This is a genomic window from Microbacterium elymi, from assembly GCF_021582895.2.
GTDB classification, from domain to species: domain Bacteria; phylum Actinomycetota; class Actinomycetes; order Actinomycetales; family Microbacteriaceae; genus Microbacterium; species Microbacterium humicola.
In genome coordinates, this window is sequence record NZ_CP091139.2 from 2539664 (window position 1) to 2556448 (window position 16785).

Consider the following 16785-nt stretch of genomic DNA (forward strand, 5'->3'; position numbering starts at 1 on the left):
CCGACTGCCCGATGTAATGCGGTTCGATCTCTTCGCTCAGCACGTGCCGTCGCACCCGCGAGCGCACGCCGTCCGCGCCGACGACGAGGTCGGTGGTGAACGTCGTGCCCGTCTCGGTGGTGACCGTCACCGAGCTGCCGTCGTCCTCCAGCGAGTCGAACGTCGTGCCGTAGTGGATGACGACGCCCACCTCGAGCGCCCGGGACGTGAGGATCTCGTGCAGCCTGCGGACGGGTGATGCCGTTCAGTGGCGGGAAGGTGGAACCCGCGATCGCGACCCCCGGCATGTCATGCAGGTGCTCGCCGTCGACATCCAGCATCCGTCCCCACTGCGTCGCCGGATATCCGCCGGCGACGCAGGCGTCCGCGCAGCCGATCGCATCCAGCGCGCGCAGGGCGTTCCCGGGCTGGATGATGCCGACGCCGAACACGGAGGCGTGCAGGTCGGGGTATCGCTCGATCACCGTGACGTCGAACCCCTGCTGTCGCAGCGCGATCGCCGCGGAGAGCCCGCCGATGCCGCCGCCGACAACCAGTACTGTCCGTTGAACCATGTCGCTTCCGCCTACTCCGTCGTAGTGAGCTGTCCGCTCCGATTATGTATCTAGGCCAATATATACTGACCTAGATACATAATCAAGTCCGGAGGAGCCGGAGGGGACGACGCGGTCAGATCGGCAGGTTGAACAGGCGCTTCGCGTTGCCGGAGAACACCGCCTCGCGGTCGGCATCGCTGATCTCGAGTTCATTCTTGATGAAGTCGACGCCCTGGCTCATCCAGCTCTTGAACACCGGGAACGACGAGCCGAACATGTAGTGGTCGGCGCCGTTGATCTCAAGCGCCGCCTCGACCTGCGTCTTGCCCCACGAGTGCGGGTGGGTCATGTCGAAGAAGATGTTGTCCTTCAGGTAGGACCGGATCTTCTCGCCCCCGGTCGGGTCCAGTCGCGTGAGCGACTCCTTCTTCGTGGGTGCGTGCGGCGTGAGCAGCTCCGAGCTGGCGAACCAGTTGCCGCCCATCATCGTGTGGACAATGCGCAGTCCCGGCATCCGGTCGAACATTCCGCTGAACAGCTCGCGGCCCACGGCGATGCCCTGGTCGATGATCCGCCCGTACTCACGACGCAGGTTCGTGTAGTCGATCACCGAGTGCCACTCGACCGGCAGCGGGGTGTGATGGGCGATGACCGGGATGCCGAGCTTCTCGATCTCGAGGAAGTACGGCTCGAACACCGGGTCGTCGAGGTAGAGCTGGCCGTAGTGGCAGGCCAGCTGCACGCCGACCGCACCGAGGTCGATGCAGCGCTTGAGCTCGTCGATGTTCTCCTTGCCACCCCAAGGCGGCACCGCGGCAGTGAAGAACAACCGCCCGTTGGAGCGCCCCACGATATCGGCGGCGTTGTCATTGACGGCCCGGCAGGTCTCCAGATCGAGCCACTCCTGCCAGACCGGCACGCGCATGATGCCGTAGTCGACACCGGCATCGTCCATCGCGGCCAGCTTGGCCTCGGCCGAGTAATCGCCGTCGACGTAGTTGAGGTTCTGGTGGCCCGCCGGCTTCTCGAGCACGAGGTGCTTCTTGCCCTGGTCGGTCTCGGTCACATAGGCGATCTCGCCGAATCCGCGCGGAGCGGAGTTCAAGAAGCCGTTCAGGAGCTTCCCGTTGGTGAACAGATCCTCGGGCAGGTGGTGGATGTTGATGTCGACGACGGTCATATCTCGGTTCCTTCGGTCTCGGTTGTCGATCGGTCGGTGTGCTGCGCCAGATAGGCGTGGCCGTAGTCGTTGCCGTTGGGCAGGCGCAGCGTGGTGTGGACATGGAATCGGGCCGGCAGCCGATTGCTGAGCCAGACTCCGGCGTGGTGGTCGAGCTCGGCGAGGATCACGGGGCTGTGGATGCGCAGGTAGATCGGCGTCGACCCGTCGGTCGCGCCGTACCACGACACGTGCGTGTCGTCGCGGTGCGCGTCGACGTCTGCCAGGGTGAGCGTGCGCTGCTCCTCGCGGTACAGGAGCAGGTAGTCGGCGATGAGGGCACGCAGCCGGGCCCACTGGCCCTCGTCGAGCGTCCGGGCGACGAGTCCCTCGTACGGGATGACGCGATTGTCGCGGAAGGCGCCGGCGACGTGGCGCTCGTCGGCGGGATGCCGCCGCCCTTCCGGCATGCTCGGGTCGAGCACCGAGTCGTAGACGACCGCCGCGCGACGCTGCTCCGGCGTGAACGACTCGGCGAGCTCGATCGCGATCGCCTCGCGGTCTGCGAACAACGGCGGGTGCGCGTCGGAGAGCGCCGGCTCGCCGCCCAGGAACACCGGGGCGAGCACGTGCCGACCGGCGATGGTGGTGAAGCTGACGCAGACGTGATGCCCGAACAGCAGCCACCCCCACGGCTCGTCGGTCGAGGGCGTGCCGAAGATCGAGAACCAGAAGCTGCGGTGGTTCATGATCCGCGGCAGCCCGGTCAGCTCGCCGAGGAAGCCGTTGAGCTTGCATCGCCTCGTCGACGCGCGCCCAGCCCTCGGGGCTCAGCGAGGCGCGGACGATCCCCAGCAGCGCGTCGGACTGCTCGGCGGGCAGGTCTTCGAGGCGGACGCCCACCCGGTGGAACACCCACTCCGGGTTGCTCCACGCCCTCCGCTCGGGTGCGTCGATCGGGTACGACAGGCGCTGCACGGCCGCGGCATCCAGCAGCGAGAGCGCCTTGCGTGCCGCGTCGACGATCGCCGGATCGTTCTGCCCGGACGGCTCGGGCAGGCGGTACAGGTCCGGCACCACGTCGCCGTCCGTCGTGATGCCGACGAACGGCTCGGCCAGCAGCGAGTCCCAGTATTCGACGAGGCTGCGCAGGAACGGCGCCCGATAGCGGTCTTCGCGGAACTGCTCGTAGCTCATCTCGCGGTAGGGCGCGAGGATCTCATCGTCCAGCGAGTACAGGAAGCGGCGGTAGTCGCCCTCGGGCAGTTCGACCGCGCTGGTATGGCCGGCGACCCGAGCAGTGGAGAAGAACTCGTCGATGTCGTTGCCTGATGACCCGGCCATTCACGCCTCTTCTCGGCGCGGGATGCGATCGCGCAGGGTCGCGCGCGATCCGCCCGCATAGATCGCTGCCACGATGTCGTCCGGACTCTGCCGGCCGGTCAACTCGTCCCGGACCCGGCCATCGGCGAACACCAGGATCCGGTCGCACAGCATCGACAGCTCGTTCTCGTCCGAGCCGGCGACGATGACCGCCCGGCCGGCGGAGGCGGCCTTCCGGATCGCGGCCACGATGGTGTGGCGCGCGCCGACGTCGACGGCCTGCGTCGGTTCGTGGAGCAGCGAGCTCGGGGTCGGTCGCGAGCCACTTCGCCAGCAGGACCTTCTGCGCGTTCCCTCCGGAGAGGTTCTTCACGAGCGACTTCGGATCGGGTGGCCGGACGTCGAGCTGGTCGATCCAGCCCGTGACCAGCGCCTTCTCGTCCTTGGCCGAATACGGCAGGAGCGCCCGCCGGGACCGGCTGGTCTGCGGAAATGCGGCATTCTCGGCGACGCTCAGGCTGCCCGCCAGACCCGCGTGCTCGCGGCCCTCCGGCACGAGCGCGATGCCCGCGGCAACCGCGGAGGCGGGACTGAGCTGCCGGGCGGCGACCGCCGTGCCGCGCATCGTGATCGTGCCGTCGGCTGCTGGCGAGGCGCCGCTGAGCAGGTAGGGGACATCGTCGTAACCCGAGCCGGCGATGCCGGTCAGGCCGAGCACCTCGCCGGCGGCCACGTGCAGATCGAGGTCGGCGACGCCGAGTCCGGCGAGATGCTCGACGACGACCGGGGAGCCGGATGCCGCGGCCGGCGCCGTGCCCTGGGAGCTGAGGTCGACCAGCCCGCGTCCGAGCATCATCGTGGTGAGGGTGGCTTCGCTCATCCCCGCCACCTCGCGCCCGGATTCGACCACCCGTCCGTCGCGCAGGATCGTCACCCGGTCGGCGGCGTCGATGATCTCCTCCAGGCGGTGCGTGATGAGCAGGACGGACGTGCCGGTGGCCACGATCTCGTCGAGGATCGCGAAGAAGTGCTCGAGCGCGCGGCGTCCGAGTGCCCGCGTCGACTCGTCGAAGATGATCAGGCCGTGGCCGGGGGTCGCGTCCTGGAGCGCACGGGCGATCGCGACGGTCGCGCGTTCCTCCTCGCGCAGCGCGCCGACGGGGACGTCGAACGGGACGCGTCGACCGAGCCGGTCGAAGACGGTCTCGGCTTCTGCCCGCTCGCGCTTCCAGTCGATGCGTCGGCCGAGGCCGCGGGCGCGGAGCCGGCCCATGCGCAGATTCTCGATGACGCTCATCCGATCGATGAGCCCGAGGCTCTGATGGACCACGGCGACGCCGGCCGCGCGGGACTCGGCGGGGCGAACCGGGAGGCGCAGCGGCTCGCTGTCGACCAGCACGCGTGCGCCGGGGTCGGGGGTGTACAGCCCGGTGAGGACCTTCGCGAGCGTCGACTTGCCCGAGCCGTTCTGCCCGATCAGCCCATGGATCTCACCGGGACGCACCTCGATTGCGACATCCCGCAGGACACGGTTGCTGCCGAACGTCACCGTGACGTCGTGGACCTCGAGGCGCGCCGGAGGCGCGGACGTCGCCGTCCGCGCCTCCGGCTGGATGCTCATCGTCAACTCACGCCCCAGACCTTCTCGAAGCCGTCCGCGATCGGCTCGGTCGGACCGTACCAGGAGCCGGAGTTCATCGAGGCGTCATCGAGGGTGATCGAGCCGATGTTGTCGGCTGAGAACAGTCGCATGGGCACCGTGTAGTCCGGGATCGTGTCGCCGGCGGCCATGCGCAGCGCCGCATCCGCGAAGATCCAGCCCTCGAACGTCGACGACGAGCTCGCGGCCGCCGACAGGGCGCCGGACTTGACCGCCTGGAGCTCGCCGAGCTGTGCCGCGGTCGTGGCGATCTTCACCTTTCCGCTGCGTCCGGCCGCCTGCACACCGCCCGCGGAGGCCTGCCAGTACTGACCGAACTGCACATGCAGGTAACCGACATCGGGGTTCTTCAGCAGCGCCGCGCTCGTCGAGGGTGCGACCAGCTGGAAGCTGCCGGTGGAGACCTTGTTGACGGTCACCTTCGCCCCGGCCGTGTCGTAGACCTTCTGCGCGGCCGTGAAGAACTCGGCGGGCGACGGCCCGTCCGCCGAGACGTTCGCGAGCACCGCCGGGGTGTGCTGCCGGCGTCCGCGACGATCCACTTGGCGACCGCCTCGTCCATCCGGTAGCCGACCTCGCCGTCGATCGTGACGAGCGTCTTCGAGTTCGGGTGGTCGGCCGACAGCGCCTGGTCGGCGATGATGACGGGGATGCCGGCGGCCTGGGCGGCGTCGAAGGCGTTGCCGGCCAGGTCGTAGGCCACCGCGGCGGCCACGATCGCCGCCGCATGGGACTGGGTGCCCTGCGAGACGCAGGCCGAGATCGCCGTCGGCGTGCCCTGGCCATCACAGGTCTGGACTCTTCCGCCGAGCGCCTTGATCCCTTCGGTGAACGCGGTCAGGGTCGCCGCGAACTGCGGCGCCTGGAGCGTGATGGGGATGAAGTAGACGGTCTTGCCCTTCAGTGCGTCCTTGTTCGAGACGGACTCGGTCGGGGTCGGCCAGCTCTCCAACGGAGCTTGGAGCTGGGCGACCTGGTCGGCCACGCTGGCCGGCGCGGAGGCGGTCGCGGCGCCGGAGGGCGTCGTGTCCGTGCCGCCCGCGGTCGAATCGCAACCGGCGAGCGCGAGCGCTGCGATCGCGACGGTGCCCACCAGCGCCACGAGGCGCCCGCGGGTGGTGTGTGCTGTGTTCACTGTGATTCTCCTTGTTGGCTTCGTTGACAATCGGGATCGGTAGATCGATGTGACCCCTCAGCGGGCCCGCTGGTGCAGGATGGTCGTGAGCGTGACCGCGACGACGAGGACGCCGCCGTAGAAGACGTTCGTGACCCAGGAATTGGCGCCGAGCAGCTGGAGCCCCAGGACCCCGGTGCCGAGGAAGAAGACGGCCAGCAGCGTGCCGAGCGGGTTGAAGCGGCCGGGGTCGAGGATCGCCGTGCCCAGGAACGTGGCGGCGAACATCGGCAGCAGATACGCGTTCGACGAACTCGGATCGAAGCCGCCGGTGCCGGCCGCGGTGATGACCCCGCCGACGCCGGCGATCAAGCCTGCGAACGTGAAGGCGCCGAATCGGGTGCGCTGCACCCGCACTCCCGCGAGCCGGCTGACTTCTCGGTTCTCGCCGACGAATCGCATGTTGCGCCCGAGGGGCGTGAAGCGCAGGACGTACGCGAAGCCGAGCATCAGGATGACGCCGAGATAGAACGCCAGCGGCAGCCCTGCGATCTCGAAGTTCGCGATCCACTGCACGTACTTCGCGAGTCCGCTCACCGGCTCGCAGGTTCGACATCCAGCTCGCGATGCCCAGCAGGAACGTGCCCATGCCGAGCGTCACCACGATCGTGTTCACTCCGAGACGCACGACGAGCCAGCCGTTCAGGGCGCCCACCGCGGTGGACACCGCCACGGCGACGAGAGCGGCGACGTAGGCGTTGAGGTGGAGATCGACGTTGAGCACGGTCAGCGTCATCGCAGCCAGGCCGAGGTTGGAGGCCACCGACATGTCGACGAATTCGCCGACGATGATCGTGCACAGCAGCGCCGCGGCCAGGAACACCAGCGTCGTGTTGTTGGGCCCGCCGAAGATCGCGTGCATGGCGCCGACGGTGGCGAAGGTGTCCGGCGCCAGCACGCTGAACAGGATGGCCAACAGGATCCAGACGCCGATGACGGCGAATCGGGTGCTGAACCAGCTGAACGAGAGCCGGCGGCGAGGCGGAGTGGCGACCACGCCCGTATACGGGTCGGGCGTCGAAGCCTCGGGCGTCGAAGTCTCGGTCATTGCTGGCAGCTCCCTTGGTTCGCTTCGTCGCGATACTGACATCGTGTGCGAAATCATATGCAGAAGCCCGCGTTTGCGCCAGTCCATCTCGCTGATCCCTTGCCCATTATGCCGAAATTGCCAGCGCGGCGTGGGATCTCAGCATCCAAATCGCGCACGACATCGTGTACGATCATGGTCGTCCACCCACCTCGAGGAAGAGGACTTCCATGCTCAACATCGCCATCGTGGGCGCCGGCCCCGCCGGGCTGCTCACTGCGCTGCGCCTTCACCAGCGGGGCTTTCGGCCGACGATCTATGAATCGGTCGGAGAGCTGAAGCCGCTCGGGGTCGGTGTCGACATCAAGACGGCCGGTACTGCCGAGATCGACGACCTCGGCCTCCTCGAGGAGTTCCGGGCGATCTCGGTGGACGCCGAGGATTCGATCTTCTTCACACACCACGGTCAGGAGATCTACGCCGAGAAGTGCGGCGTGCACATGGGCTATCTGCACGAGCAGCGCTTCGTGCACCGCGGCGTCCTGCAGTGCTCTTCTACCGGACGGTGCTGGAGCGGGTCGGGGCGGAGTCGGTCACGCTGGGCGCACGCGTCACCGGCTATGTGCAGGACGCCGAGGGGGTGCGCCTGGACATCGAGCACCGCGACGGACGTCGTGAGCAGGTGCGACACGACGCGGTCATCGCAGCCGACGGGATCAAGTCGGCGATCCGCCGGCAGATGCATCCCGACCAGGCCGAGCCGGAGTTCTCCGGAATCACGATGTGGCGCGGCACCACGCTGCGTGATCCCTACCGTGGTGGCCACACGATCTGCCACATCGGCAACCCGCACGTCTCGTCGATGATCGTCTATCCGATCGCCGAGAACTTCGAGGGCTCCGGCAAGGATCTGATCAACTGGGTCGTGGAGACCAACGGCGAGGAGACGATCGAGGACTGGAATCAGACCGGCGACATCACCGAGGTCATCCCCCTGTACGACACCGTCAAGATCCCGTTCCTCGATGTGCAGCAGCTGATGCGCGATGCCCGGGAGGTCTATCTGTTCCCCCTCATCCGGCACGCTCCGCTGGACGGCTGGGTCGACGGCCGCGTCGTGCTCCTCGGCGACGCCGCGCATGCGATGTACCCGCGCGGCGGCAACGGGATCACCCAGGCGATGATCGACGCGCGCGTGATCGTCGAGCAGATCGCCGCGCATCCGGACGACCCGCACGCGGCCTTCACGGCCTACGACGGGGCCCGTCGCGAGGTCGTGAACCGCATCACCGACAATATGCGCGGCGAGGGCTACGAGGTCATCCGCCGGATCGTCGCCGATCGCACGGACGGGCTGCCCTTCGACGACATCGAACAGGTGCTGCCGCTGGCCGAGGCCGACGAGATCTTCGGCCGCTACCACGCGCTCGTGGGCAGCCCCCGGCCCGGCCACGACGCCGGTGCCGCCACCGGATTCCGCACGCACGACGTGGCCGTGGCCGAATGAGCGAGCTCACCGCGGCCGACGAGGCCACCCGCGCCGAGCTGCTCGCGGTCGAGGAGCGACGGCGGCGCGCGCTCATCGACGGCGACCTCGCGGCACTGGACGAGTTGTTCGAGGACTCGCTCGTGCACATCCACGCGCCCGGACTCGTGCACGACAAGGCGCACCTGCTCGAGCACGTCGCGGCGCGGCGCGCCTACCTGGACATGTGGCGCGGCGAGCTGAACATCCGGGTGTCGGGGGATGTCGCGATCGTGGTCGGCGAGCTCACGAACCGGATGCGCGCGCCCGGCGGCGGGGAGCGGACCCTCGGCGGCCCGGTCACCCAGGTGCTGCACCGCGGTGATGACGGGCAGTGGCGGTACGTCAGCTTCCAGATGACGCCGCACGGCGACGAGGTCTGGGGGAAGCTGCCGAGTGAGCAGGATGCCGCGGCGCAGGATGCCGCGCAGGAGGAGCCGTCATGAGGCTCGCACGATTCACCCCGGCCGGATCCGACGTCGTGCGCGTCGGGCGGATCGACGGCGACGAGGTCGTCGACCTGACCGCCGTGGCCGGTGCGGGCGGGTCGGTGCGGGAACTGCTGCCGCGACTGCCCGAGCTGACCGGCGTGCTGGCCGCGGCATCCGGACCCCGGTTCGCCCTGGCCGGCGTGCGGCTGCACGCGCCGATCGACGATCCGCAGAAGTACCTCGGCATCGGGATGAACTACCGCGAGCACGCCGAAGAGGCCGCGGCCGCCGGTATCCCGACCCCGACCAGCCAGCTGTGGTTCAACAAGCAGGTGACGTGCATCGTCGGCCCGCAGGACGACATCGTCAAGCCCTCGATCTCGGAGGAGTTGGACTACGAGATCGAGCTGGGCGTCGTGATCGGACAGCGCTGCCGGCACGTCGCGGTCGAGGACGCGCGTTCGGTGATCGCCGGCTACCTGGTCGCCAACGACGTCTCGGTGCGCGACTGGCTTGCAGAAGCGGTCGCCGACCTTCACGCTGGGCAAGTCGTTCGACACGCACGGTCCGATCGGGCCGTGGCTGACCACCGACGACGAGATCGAGGACCCGCTGAAGCTGCAGATGCGGCTGACCGTGAACGGCGAGGTGCGCCAGGACTTCCCGACCTCGGACATGATCTACGACATCTACGAGCAGATCGCCTACCTCTCGCAGGTGTTCACGCTGATGCCGGGCGACATCCTGGCCACCGGCACTCCGGCGGGGATCGGAGCCCCGACGGGCCGGTTCCTGCGCCCCGGCGATGTGGTCCGCGCCGAGATCGAGGGCCTGGGCGCCATCGAGAACCGGGTCGTTGCGGAAGGATGAGGGGATGCCGCGCCGACAGAGCATCCAGCTGAGCGGGTTCGCCCACCGCAATCCGATCCCCGCCGCCTGCCGGATCGGCCCGCTGCTCGTCTCGGGCGTGCTGACCGGCCGCGACCCCGAGACCGGGGTGATGCCCGACGGGCTGGACGCGCAGTGCGCGAACGTGTTCGCGCACGTGCGCGAGCTGATGGCCGCCGCCGGCGGGTCGACCGACGACATCGCGAAGATGACGTTCTTCCTCGCCGAGAGTCGCGACCGGGAGGCGCTGAACCGGGAATGGGTCGCGATGTTCCCTGACCCCGACGACCGGCCGGCGCGGCACAGCGCCGCCGCCGCGCTCGATGACGGCTCGCTCGTGCAGTGCGACGTGCTCGCCTACCTGCCCGACAGCGCCGAATAGACCCGGGCATGCCGACGGCCGCAGCGCTGAATCGTGCCACCGGCACGCGGATGCGGACGGTGCGCACTCTCGTCATCCTCGCGCTGCTCACCGCGGCCGCGCCGCTGTCGATCGACATCTACACGCCGTCGCTGCCGCTCATCCAGGACGAGCTCGGCGGCGGCACAGCCCTCGCGCAGGCCAGCGTCACCGCGTGCCTGCTCGGCATCGCCGTCGGCAGCTGGCCTGGGGGCCGCTGAGCGATCGGTACGGGCGACGCCCGATCACGCTGATCGGGGCGATCGGCTGGACCGCGGCATCCCTCGCCAGCGCGCTGGCGCCGTCGGCCGGCATCCTCATCGCGGTGCGGGTGGCGACCGGGCTGTTCGGCGCGGCGGGGATCGTGGTCGCACGAAGCGTCGTGCGGGACGTCTCCGCCGATGACCGGGTGACCGCCTCGCGGATCGGGATGCTGTCGGTGGTCACCGGCATCGCTCCGATCGTCGCCCCCGCCGTCGGCGCCGCGATCGCGCACGCCTGGGGGTGGCGGGCGGATTTCATCACCCTGGCCGCGCTCGGCGTGGTCGCGACGCTCGCGTTCGTGCTGTTCGTGCCCGAGACTCTGGAGGCGCGCGCACGGGCGGGCTCCGGCGTCATCCGCGCGATGGGGCGCGGTCGCGCGACCGGGGGCTGGTCGGCGCGACGCTGTCGATCGGGGTGTTCTCGTTCGCGTTCTACGCGTACATCTCGAGTGCGTCCTTCATCGTCGAGCGCGAGTTCTCGCACCCGCCCGCGGTGTTCGCGCTGGTGTTCGCCACGAATGCCGTCGCGATGCTGTGCGCCACCCTCGTCTTCCGCGTCGTCGTGCGCCACCGGCCGGCGTCCTGGGCGGCCGGCGTCGGGCTGGCGGTGTGCACGATCAGCGGGCTCGGCCTGACCGTCGGAGCGGCAGTCGGGGCCGGGCAGGGCGTGCTGTGGGCGGCATCCACGCTGTTCGCCGCGGGCGCCGGCTTCGTGCTTCCCGGTGCGCACAGCTGGGGGCAGGCCACCCTGGTCGCCAGCGGCGTGGCGTCGGCACTGACCGGATCGGCGCAGTTCTTCGGGGAGTGCTGGGCTCGCCGGTGACGAGCGCGTTCGGCGTGTCGGCGCTGAGCCTGGGCATCGTCATCGCGGGCGCGTGCGGCGTGGGCTTGCGCCGCCTGGGCCTTCGGCCGGCGGGTGCCGGAGCGGTGCTGATCCGCGTCAGCGGGCCAGCACCTGCGTGAGCGCGTCGCGCAACGTTGCCCGCGGATCCTCCGCCGCTCCGGCGCTGCGCCATGCGACGTGCTGGTCGGGGCGGACGAGCACGGCGCCTGCCTCGCCGATCCCGAGCCGCGCGGCGACGTCGCGGTACACGTCGGCGACGTCCGCGCCCGGTCCGACCCGCAGGGCGGTCAGCGGCACGCCGAGCTCGTCGGCGACGGCGGTCGCGGCATCCACCCATTCCCGTCCCCGCACGCGCGCCAGCAGTGTGAAACCCTCGGGCCGCACGAGGTCGAGCGTCGACACCGTCCGCCCGTCGACCGTGACCCAGGCGTGCGGCAGGCGCGCTCCGGGCGCCCCCGACGGCTGGATGTACAGCTTGCTCGTCTCGATCGAACCCGTCGTCGGTGCCGTCGTCGATCACGGCAGCCGACGCGTAGCGCTGGTTCATCTCCACACCGTGCGCGGCGAAGATGTACGCCTTCTTCTGGAGCACGTCGTCGACCGACGCGCGCCTCTGCTGGCCGTCGTCGGTCGGTGCCGACAGCTCGGCGAACGCGGCGCGGCGCTCGTTCAGCGGCATCCCGGGGCGCACGCCGAGGGCGCCCAGCAGATCGCGGCCCTGGTGCCAGCTGGCGATCGCGCGGTCCACGACCTGCGCGCCGACCGGCTGCCGCTCGGCGGTGTAGGTGTCCAGGAGCTTCGGCCCGGCGATTCCCCGCAGCACGTACGCGAGCTTGAACGCGAGATTGAAGGCGTCCTGGATGCCGGTGTTCGCGCCGAGCCCGTTCATCGGCGGATGCCGGTGCACCGCGTCGCCGACGCACAGTACCCGCCCCGCCCGGTACTCCTCGGCCACGACGTGGTTGATCCGCCAGGGGAACAGCCCGGTGATCTGCACGGGCAGGTCCGGATCGCCGACCAGCTGCCGCACCTCGTGCGCGGCCTCGTCCGCGGTCAGACGCGCGTTGCGCTCGCCGAGGTGCACGAAGCCGGCCACCCAGTCGTCCCACGGGCGCACCATCCGCAGCATCCCGTGCCCAGTTGCTCTTCCCGCTCCGGCTGGATCACCTCGAACAGCGACCCCGGACGGTGCGCGACGTACGGAGAGAGATCGGCGGTGAAGCGCACGTTCATCGCGCTGCCCACGCCCGACTCTCCCCGCAGCGGCAGGCCGACCGCCTCGGCGACGCGGCTCTGCCCGCCGTCCGCGCCGACGACGTAGCGCGCACGGATCGTGAAGACCTGGCTGCGACGCTGGTCCTCCACCTGCACGTCCACGCCCTCGTCGTCCTGCGTGAGCGAGAGGAACTTCGTCTCGAACCGGACGTGCGCGCCCCGCCGGGCCGCTTCGCCGACCAGGATCGGCTCGAGCCGATCCTGCGGGATGTCGCAAGCCGGCGCCGGGGCTGGCGGACGCATACTCCCCGCGTCGCGCGGGATCCCCGCCCCACGACCAGACCCGGCCGTACTCGGGGCCGACGAGCGACGTGCACAGCACGTGGTTGGCCATCAGCTCGGCCGGACTGGATGCCGCCCGCACCGCCTGCTCGAGGCCGACCGCGCGCATGACCTCCATCGTGCGCTGGTTCGTGATGTGCGCGCGCGGCGAGTCGGACACCCACGACGAGCGGGTGACCATCGTCACATCCAGCCCGTGCCGGGCCAGCAGCAGGGCGGTCGTGGCCCCGGCCGGACCGCTGCCGACCACGAGCACGTCGGTGTCGACGCCGGCCGGTGCAGGCAGGGGAGGTCGCGGGTGCGGATGTCGCGGGGTCGGTCACGGTGTCGTCTCCAGGTGTTCGGGGTGTGGTTCCAGGTCGGCCGGCCGGGTCCGGGCGAAAGCGCGGTCGACGGCGGCACCGAGTTCGGCGGTGGCATCCAGGCCCGGTGCGTGCATGCTGCGGAACGCGACGTGATGGTCGGGCCGCACGAGCACACAGCCGGCCTCGTCGGTGCCGCGCGCCTCGGCCCAGTCGCCGTACGGGTCCTCGACCTCCTGCCCCGGTCCGATCACGACCACGTCGACGCCGAGCCCCGCCGCGGCGTCACGCCAGCGCTCGCCGCCAATGCCCGTCAGCAGCGTGAACCGTCCGTGTCCGACCAGGTCGAGGGTCGAGATCTGAGGGTGCCCGGCACGGGCGACCCAGGCGTGCGGCAGCGGCGAGCCCGGCGTCGTGGACGGCACGTAGTCCAGTTCGGGGTCGGCGCCGCGCGGGGCGGACTCGCCGTCGGCGGTGATCCCGTCCGAGACGTAATGGTGCCCCAGCTCGATGCCCAGCGCATTGAAGTTCGCATCCTGCTGCGCAAGCGCATCGGCCAGCGCGGCGCGCTGGGCGGCGCCTTCCGCGGTGGCCGTGAACCGGGCGTGCATGCGCCGGTCGCCGTCGTCGGCGGACAGGCCCGGCTGCAGGCCGAGCGCGGACGGGATCGCCATCAGCGCCTTCAGCGACCGGTTCGCCCCCTTCACGATCTGCCGCGCGATGGGCACCCGCTCCTGCGTGTAGGTGTCGAGGATGCCGGGGCCGGCGGTGCCGCGGATGAGGGCGGCGAGCTTCCAGGCGAGGTTGAACGCGTCCTGGATACACGTGTTGGCGCCGAGGCCCCCGGCCGGAGGATGCCGGTGGGCGGCGTTGCCGGCGATCACGACGCGGCCGAGGTGCAGCGCTCGGCGTGCATCTCGTTGATCGTCCAGGTGGACGCGCCGATCAGGCGCACGGGCAGCTCGTCATCGCCGACGTAGCGGCGCACGACGCGGGTGGCGGCTTCCTCGCTGCGATCGGCGCCGATGGCGGGGTCGTAGGGGACCGCGACCACCCACTGGTCCCATGGGCGGACGTTCACGAACATCGCGTTGTCGGTGACCTCGGCGCCGCCGGGCCGGAAGACCTGGTAGAGCGATCCGGCCCGGTGGGCCGTGTAGGCGGTCAGGTCGGCCTCGACCCAGTAGTTGACCATGTGGCCGAGCCCGGCCTGCCCGATCACCTCGAACCCGATCTCGCGGCAGACGGCACTGTTGTCGCCGTCGGCACCGACCGCGTAGCGGGAGACGACCTCGAGCTCTTCGCCGGTGCGGCGGTCACGGCACACCGAGATCACCCGGTCGCCGTCCTGCCGCATCGAGACCAGCTCGAGGTCGAATCGGATGTCGGCGCCGAACCCGCGCGCGGCATCGCACAGGATCGGCTCGAGCACATGCTGCGGGATGTTCGCCACGCCGCACGGGCTGGCCGCGGCATAGTCCGACAGGCGCGCGGCGCCCGCACCCCAGCCGCGGCGTCGGGCGATCTCGGGGCCGGCCAGCGTCTCGGCCCAGACCACCTGACCCATCAGCGACGCCGGCATCGCGGCATCCACCACCCGGTCATGGATGCCGAGGTCGCGGAAGACCTCCAATGTGCGCTGGTTGATGATGTGGGCACGGGGAGAATTCGCGAAGCCGGGGTAGCGGGTGATCGCGGTCACGCCGACGCCGTCGCGGGCCAGAAGTGCCGCACAGGCGAGCCCCGTCGGACCCGCCCCCACCACGAACACGTCCTGTTCCAGTGTCATCACTTCGTGTCTCTCGCTTTCGGGGTCATCGCATGTCAGATCGGCTCGGCCAGCAGTCGATACGACTCGGCCTGCACGTCGACGTAGTCCGGCTCGGATCCGGGCGCGGCCTCGAGCACGCCCAGTCGTGCGGAGTTGTGCACGACCATGCGGCAGCGTTCCCAGCGTCGCTGCGCGAACGAGACGAGTGCGTCATCGAGGTCCGTGGTCGCGGCGAGCTCTTCGGCCAGCACTATCGCGTCTTCGATGCCGATCCCGGCGCCGGCGGCCAGATGCGGCGTCGTGGCGTGGACGGCGTCGCCGATGAGCACGACGCGTCCGCGATGCCAGGGCGGTGGCAGGAGCAGATTGTCCATCGGGCGGTACAGGACCCGGGAGTCATCGCCGATGTGCTCGCGCACCTCGCGGATCACCGGATCGGTGATCGGCTCGAGCAGTGTGCGCAAGCCGGGGCACCAGATCGTCGTCGGCGACGTGGTCGTTGTCTGCCCGGTTCTCGTTGACGAAGAGGTACATCTCCTCGGCCGAGACGGGATTGACTCCGACCTTGTGCGCGGCGCCCACCCAGACCGTGGTGCACTCGATCTGCGGCGGGCGGGGCACGACCGCACGCCACGCGCCCTGACCGGAGAACGACGGGCGCGGCGCGTCCGGAAACAGCCGCGCGCGCGTTCTGGACTGCAGTCCGTCGGCGGCCACGACGAGGTCGTATCGAGCGCGTCCCCCGTCGGAGATGGTGACCTGGACACCGTCGGCGGCATCGTCGTCCAGGTCGCTCACCGTCGTGCCCAGCCGCATCGACACGCCCGCCCGCGCTGCCGCGTCCACGAGGATCGCGCCCAGGGCCGGCCGCATGATCGCCCCGTTGCCGGGCACCTCGGGCGAGACCAGTCGCGGGGTCGAGAACCCGGCGATCCGGTGGCCGTCGGGCGTGCGCACGTCGGTGCCGTCAGCCGCGTACCCGTGGGCGAGGAACGCGTCCAGGACACCGACGGTGTGCAGGGCGCGCAAGGTCGCCGCACCGGCGCTGATGCCGGTGCCGTCCATCCGCCACTGCGGCGAGCGCTCGATCAGGTCCACGTCGATTCCCGCACGGACGAGCATGATCGCCGCCGACAGGCCGGAGAAGCCGCCGCCGACGACCAGCACGCGGCGCACGCCGGGCCGACTCATCGCAGATCCACCGCGGCCTGGTCTGTCTTGACGACCTTGTCGAAGTACGGCGACGGCGCGACCGTCACGCGGATCTCGCGCACGTCGTGGGCGTCCACGATGCGACGGCGCGAGTCTGGCTCGCCCCACAGCAGCGTCAGCTCGGTGCCGGGGGTGGCATGGTCCAGATCGACCACGGCGGTGGAGATCAGATGCCCGCTGTTGGCCGAGAACGAGCTCCACTGCGCCACGCCGACGCGCTGACCGCCGGCCAGCACCGCATCGGCCTGATACGTGCCGTATACCGGGATCGGCAGTGCGAGGTAGCGTGCTCGGTGCTCGCCGCCGAACTGCTCCCCACCGAAGAGAGACGACGCGATGGTGTCCGCGACATCCCCGTCGTCCCATTCCAGGGTGACCTTCGTCCGGGTCTGCCGGTCGGCGCGGCCCCGCAGCGCATCCCGGCCGATGAAGTCGCGGCTCCAGTCGATCAGACCGCCGTAGCCGATCTCGATCGGATCGACGTAGTAGTCCTCGATCCGATCCGACACCATGCTGCCGGCCAGCGACGCGGAGCTCTCCAGGAAGCGCCCGTTCAACCACTGCCGATACTCGGCCAGCGCGGGGTCGGTGTAGATCGCCGGCAGCGGGTTGGGCATCCACCCCGACTCCTGCGCGTTGGTGGGATAGGCCAGGGCTCCGACCTTGCGCAAGCCCGTATTTCTGCCCGGCGGCCTCGACGGCCTGCCGCACGG

The 16785-nt window shown here is 70.1% G+C and carries 18 protein-coding genes and 9 pseudogenes; 8 read left to right on the forward strand and 19 right to left on the reverse strand.

The window, feature by feature from the left end:
* Nucleotides 1-91 precede the first annotated feature (91 nt).
* The 10 genes and pseudogenes from L2X98_RS21360 to L2X98_RS21375 form a co-directional block, all read right to left on the reverse strand.
* A pseudogene (locus L2X98_RS21360) lies at nucleotides 92-190 on the reverse strand (hypothetical protein); the annotation flags it as partial.
* Nucleotides 191-320: 130 nt separating this feature from the next.
* Nucleotides 321-554: pseudogene (locus tag L2X98_RS21365) on the reverse strand (FAD-dependent oxidoreductase); the annotation flags it as partial.
* A gap of 115 nt (nucleotides 555-669) precedes the next feature.
* Nucleotides 670-1716, reverse strand: a complete 1047-nt coding sequence (locus tag L2X98_RS13790; RefSeq protein ID WP_259611295.1) for an amidohydrolase family protein — start codon at nucleotides 1714-1716, stop codon at nucleotides 670-672.
* A complete protein-coding gene (locus tag L2X98_RS13795; RefSeq protein WP_259611296.1) occupies nucleotides 1713-2444 on the reverse strand; it encodes a DUF3500 domain-containing protein in 732 nt (243 codons plus the stop codon). The genes L2X98_RS13790 and L2X98_RS13795 overlap by 4 nt, the downstream gene beginning before the upstream one ends.
* A gap of 97 nt (nucleotides 2445-2541) precedes the next feature.
* Nucleotides 2542-2892: pseudogene (locus L2X98_RS21370) on the reverse strand (DUF3500 domain-containing protein); the annotation flags it as partial.
* 22 nt (nucleotides 2893-2914) lie between these two features.
* Nucleotides 2915-4639 carry an ATP-binding cassette domain-containing protein gene (locus tag L2X98_RS13800; protein ID WP_259611297.1) on the reverse strand — a complete coding sequence of 575 codons (1725 nt, stop codon included), beginning with the start codon at nucleotides 4637-4639 and terminating at the stop codon, nucleotides 2915-2917.
* A 2-nt stretch (nucleotides 4640-4641) separates the two neighbouring features.
* Nucleotides 4642-5097 carry a type 1 periplasmic-binding domain-containing protein gene (locus L2X98_RS13805; protein WP_259611298.1) on the reverse strand — a complete coding sequence of 152 codons (456 nt, stop codon included), beginning with the start codon at nucleotides 5095-5097 and terminating at the stop codon, nucleotides 4642-4644.
* On the reverse strand, nucleotides 5094-5813 hold the full coding sequence (locus L2X98_RS13810; RefSeq protein ID WP_259611299.1) for a type 1 periplasmic-binding domain-containing protein: 720 nt from the start codon (nucleotides 5811-5813) through the stop codon (nucleotides 5094-5096). The genes L2X98_RS13805 and L2X98_RS13810 overlap by 4 nt, the downstream gene beginning before the upstream one ends.
* Nucleotides 5814-5870: 57 nt before the next feature.
* Complete coding sequence (locus L2X98_RS13815; protein ID WP_259611300.1) at nucleotides 5871-6389, reverse strand: ABC transporter permease; 519 nt, start codon at nucleotides 6387-6389, stop codon at nucleotides 5871-5873.
* 58 nt (nucleotides 6390-6447) lie between these two features.
* A pseudogene (locus L2X98_RS21375) lies at nucleotides 6448-6987 on the reverse strand (hypothetical protein); the annotation flags it as partial.
* A 122-nt stretch (nucleotides 6988-7109) separates the two neighbouring features.
* On the opposite strand from L2X98_RS21375, the pseudogene L2X98_RS21380 reads away from it, so the two are divergent.
* The 8 genes and pseudogenes from L2X98_RS21380 to L2X98_RS13855 all read left to right on the forward strand — a co-directional run.
* Nucleotides 7110-7274: pseudogene (locus tag L2X98_RS21380) on the forward strand (NAD(P)-binding protein); the annotation flags it as partial.
* A 152-nt stretch (nucleotides 7275-7426) separates the two neighbouring features.
* Complete coding sequence (locus L2X98_RS13825) at nucleotides 7427-8386, forward strand: FAD-dependent monooxygenase (RefSeq protein ID WP_259611302.1); 960 nt, start codon at nucleotides 7427-7429, stop codon at nucleotides 8384-8386.
* Nucleotides 8383-8850: a YybH family protein gene (locus L2X98_RS13830; RefSeq protein WP_259611303.1), complete on the forward strand. Its 468-nt coding sequence runs from the start codon at nucleotides 8383-8385 to the stop codon at nucleotides 8848-8850. Before L2X98_RS13825 ends, L2X98_RS13830 begins: the two co-directional genes overlap by 4 nt.
* Nucleotides 8847-9737, forward strand: a complete 891-nt coding sequence (locus L2X98_RS22390) for a fumarylacetoacetate hydrolase family protein (protein WP_435526204.1) — start codon at nucleotides 8847-8849, stop codon at nucleotides 9735-9737. The genes L2X98_RS13830 and L2X98_RS22390 overlap by 4 nt, the downstream gene beginning before the upstream one ends.
* Nucleotides 9710-10105 (forward strand): RidA family protein, encoded by a 396-nt coding sequence (locus tag L2X98_RS13840; protein WP_259611304.1) that lies wholly within the window; start codon nucleotides 9710-9712, stop codon nucleotides 10103-10105. The genes L2X98_RS22390 and L2X98_RS13840 overlap by 28 nt, the downstream gene beginning before the upstream one ends.
* Before the next feature lie 8 nt (nucleotides 10106-10113).
* Entirely contained in the window at nucleotides 10114-10344 is a 231-nt protein-coding gene (locus tag L2X98_RS13845) for a hypothetical protein (RefSeq protein WP_259611305.1), read from the forward strand.
* Nucleotides 10299-10667: pseudogene (locus tag L2X98_RS21395) on the forward strand (MFS transporter); the annotation flags it as partial. The gene L2X98_RS13845 and the pseudogene L2X98_RS21395, both read left to right, overlap by 46 nt.
* Nucleotides 10668-10801: 134 nt before the next feature.
* Nucleotides 10802-11209 carry an MFS transporter gene (locus L2X98_RS13855; RefSeq protein ID WP_259611307.1) on the forward strand — a complete coding sequence of 136 codons (408 nt, stop codon included), beginning with the start codon at nucleotides 10802-10804 and terminating at the stop codon, nucleotides 11207-11209.
* Nucleotides 11210-11326: 117 nt separating this feature from the next.
* On the opposite strand, the gene L2X98_RS13860 is transcribed toward L2X98_RS13855, so the two are convergent.
* From L2X98_RS13860 to L2X98_RS13890, 9 genes and pseudogenes are all read right to left on the reverse strand, one after another.
* Nucleotides 11327-11719: an aromatic-ring hydroxylase C-terminal domain-containing protein gene (locus L2X98_RS13860; protein WP_435526280.1), complete on the reverse strand. Its 393-nt coding sequence runs from the start codon at nucleotides 11717-11719 to the stop codon at nucleotides 11327-11329.
* Nucleotides 11720-12026: 307 nt separating this feature from the next.
* Nucleotides 12027-12359: pseudogene (locus L2X98_RS21400) on the reverse strand (FAD-dependent monooxygenase); the annotation flags it as partial.
* Nucleotides 12284-12748, reverse strand: coding sequence for an FAD-dependent monooxygenase (locus L2X98_RS13865; protein ID WP_259611309.1), 465 nt, complete (start codon nucleotides 12746-12748; stop codon nucleotides 12284-12286). The pseudogene L2X98_RS21400 and the gene L2X98_RS13865, both read right to left, overlap by 76 nt.
* Before the next feature lie 79 nt (nucleotides 12749-12827).
* Nucleotides 12828-13043 (reverse strand): annotated as a pseudogene (locus L2X98_RS21405) (FAD-dependent monooxygenase); the annotation flags it as partial.
* Nucleotides 13044-13106: 63 nt separating this feature from the next.
* The gene (locus L2X98_RS13870) at nucleotides 13107-13763 is read right to left on the reverse strand and encodes an aromatic-ring hydroxylase C-terminal domain-containing protein (protein WP_354003064.1); all 657 of its coding nucleotides are present in this window, start codon (nucleotides 13761-13763) and stop codon (nucleotides 13107-13109) included.
* 87 nt (nucleotides 13764-13850) lie between these two features.
* Nucleotides 13851-14878: pseudogene (locus tag L2X98_RS13875) on the reverse strand (FAD-dependent monooxygenase); the annotation flags it as partial.
* Between the two features lie 35 nt (nucleotides 14879-14913).
* Nucleotides 14914-15324, reverse strand: a complete 411-nt coding sequence (locus L2X98_RS13880; RefSeq protein WP_290427307.1) for an FAD-dependent monooxygenase — start codon at nucleotides 15322-15324, stop codon at nucleotides 14914-14916.
* Nucleotides 15257-16051, reverse strand: a complete 795-nt coding sequence (locus tag L2X98_RS13885) for an FAD-dependent oxidoreductase (protein WP_259611312.1) — start codon at nucleotides 16049-16051, stop codon at nucleotides 15257-15259. The genes L2X98_RS13880 and L2X98_RS13885 overlap by 68 nt, the downstream gene beginning before the upstream one ends.
* Nucleotides 16048-16743 carry a hypothetical protein gene (locus L2X98_RS13890; protein ID WP_259611313.1) on the reverse strand — a complete coding sequence of 232 codons (696 nt, stop codon included), beginning with the start codon at nucleotides 16741-16743 and terminating at the stop codon, nucleotides 16048-16050. Before L2X98_RS13890 ends, L2X98_RS13885 begins: the two co-directional genes overlap by 4 nt.
* Between the last annotated feature and the right edge of the window lie 42 nt (nucleotides 16744-16785).

What these genes read in the sequence shown, in the direction of transcription:
- L2X98_RS13790 (WP_259611295.1), bottom strand. Translation starts at nt 1,716, where the DNA reads ATGACCGTCGTCGACATCAACATCCACCACCTGCCCGAGGATCTGTTC.
- L2X98_RS13795 (WP_259611296.1), bottom strand. Translation starts at nt 2,444, where the DNA reads ATGAACCACCGCAGCTTCTGGTTCTCGATCTTCGGCACGCCCTCGACC.
- L2X98_RS13800 (WP_259611297.1), bottom strand. Translation starts at nt 4,639, where the DNA reads ATGAGCATCCAGCCGGAGGCGCGGACGGCGACGTCCGCGCCTCCGGCG.
- L2X98_RS13830 (WP_259611303.1), top strand. Translation starts at nt 8,383, where the DNA reads ATGAGCGAGCTCACCGCGGCCGACGAGGCCACCCGCGCCGAGCTGCTC.
- L2X98_RS22390 (WP_435526204.1), top strand. Translation starts at nt 8,847, where the DNA reads ATGAGGCTCGCACGATTCACCCCGGCCGGATCCGACGTCGTGCGCGTC.
- L2X98_RS13840 (WP_259611304.1), top strand. Translation starts at nt 9,710, where the DNA reads ATGCCGCGCCGACAGAGCATCCAGCTGAGCGGGTTCGCCCACCGCAAT.
- L2X98_RS13845 (WP_259611305.1), top strand. Translation starts at nt 10,114, where the DNA reads ATGCCGACGGCCGCAGCGCTGAATCGTGCCACCGGCACGCGGATGCGG.
- L2X98_RS13865 (WP_259611309.1), bottom strand. Translation starts at nt 12,748, where the DNA reads ATGCGTCCGCCAGCCCCGGCGCCGGCTTGCGACATCCCGCAGGATCGG.
- L2X98_RS13870 (WP_354003064.1), bottom strand. Translation starts at nt 13,763, where the DNA reads ATGGCGATCCCGTCCGCGCTCGGCCTGCAGCCGGGCCTGTCCGCCGAC.
- L2X98_RS13885 (WP_259611312.1), bottom strand. Translation starts at nt 16,051, where the DNA reads ATGAGTCGGCCCGGCGTGCGCCGCGTGCTGGTCGTCGGCGGCGGCTTC.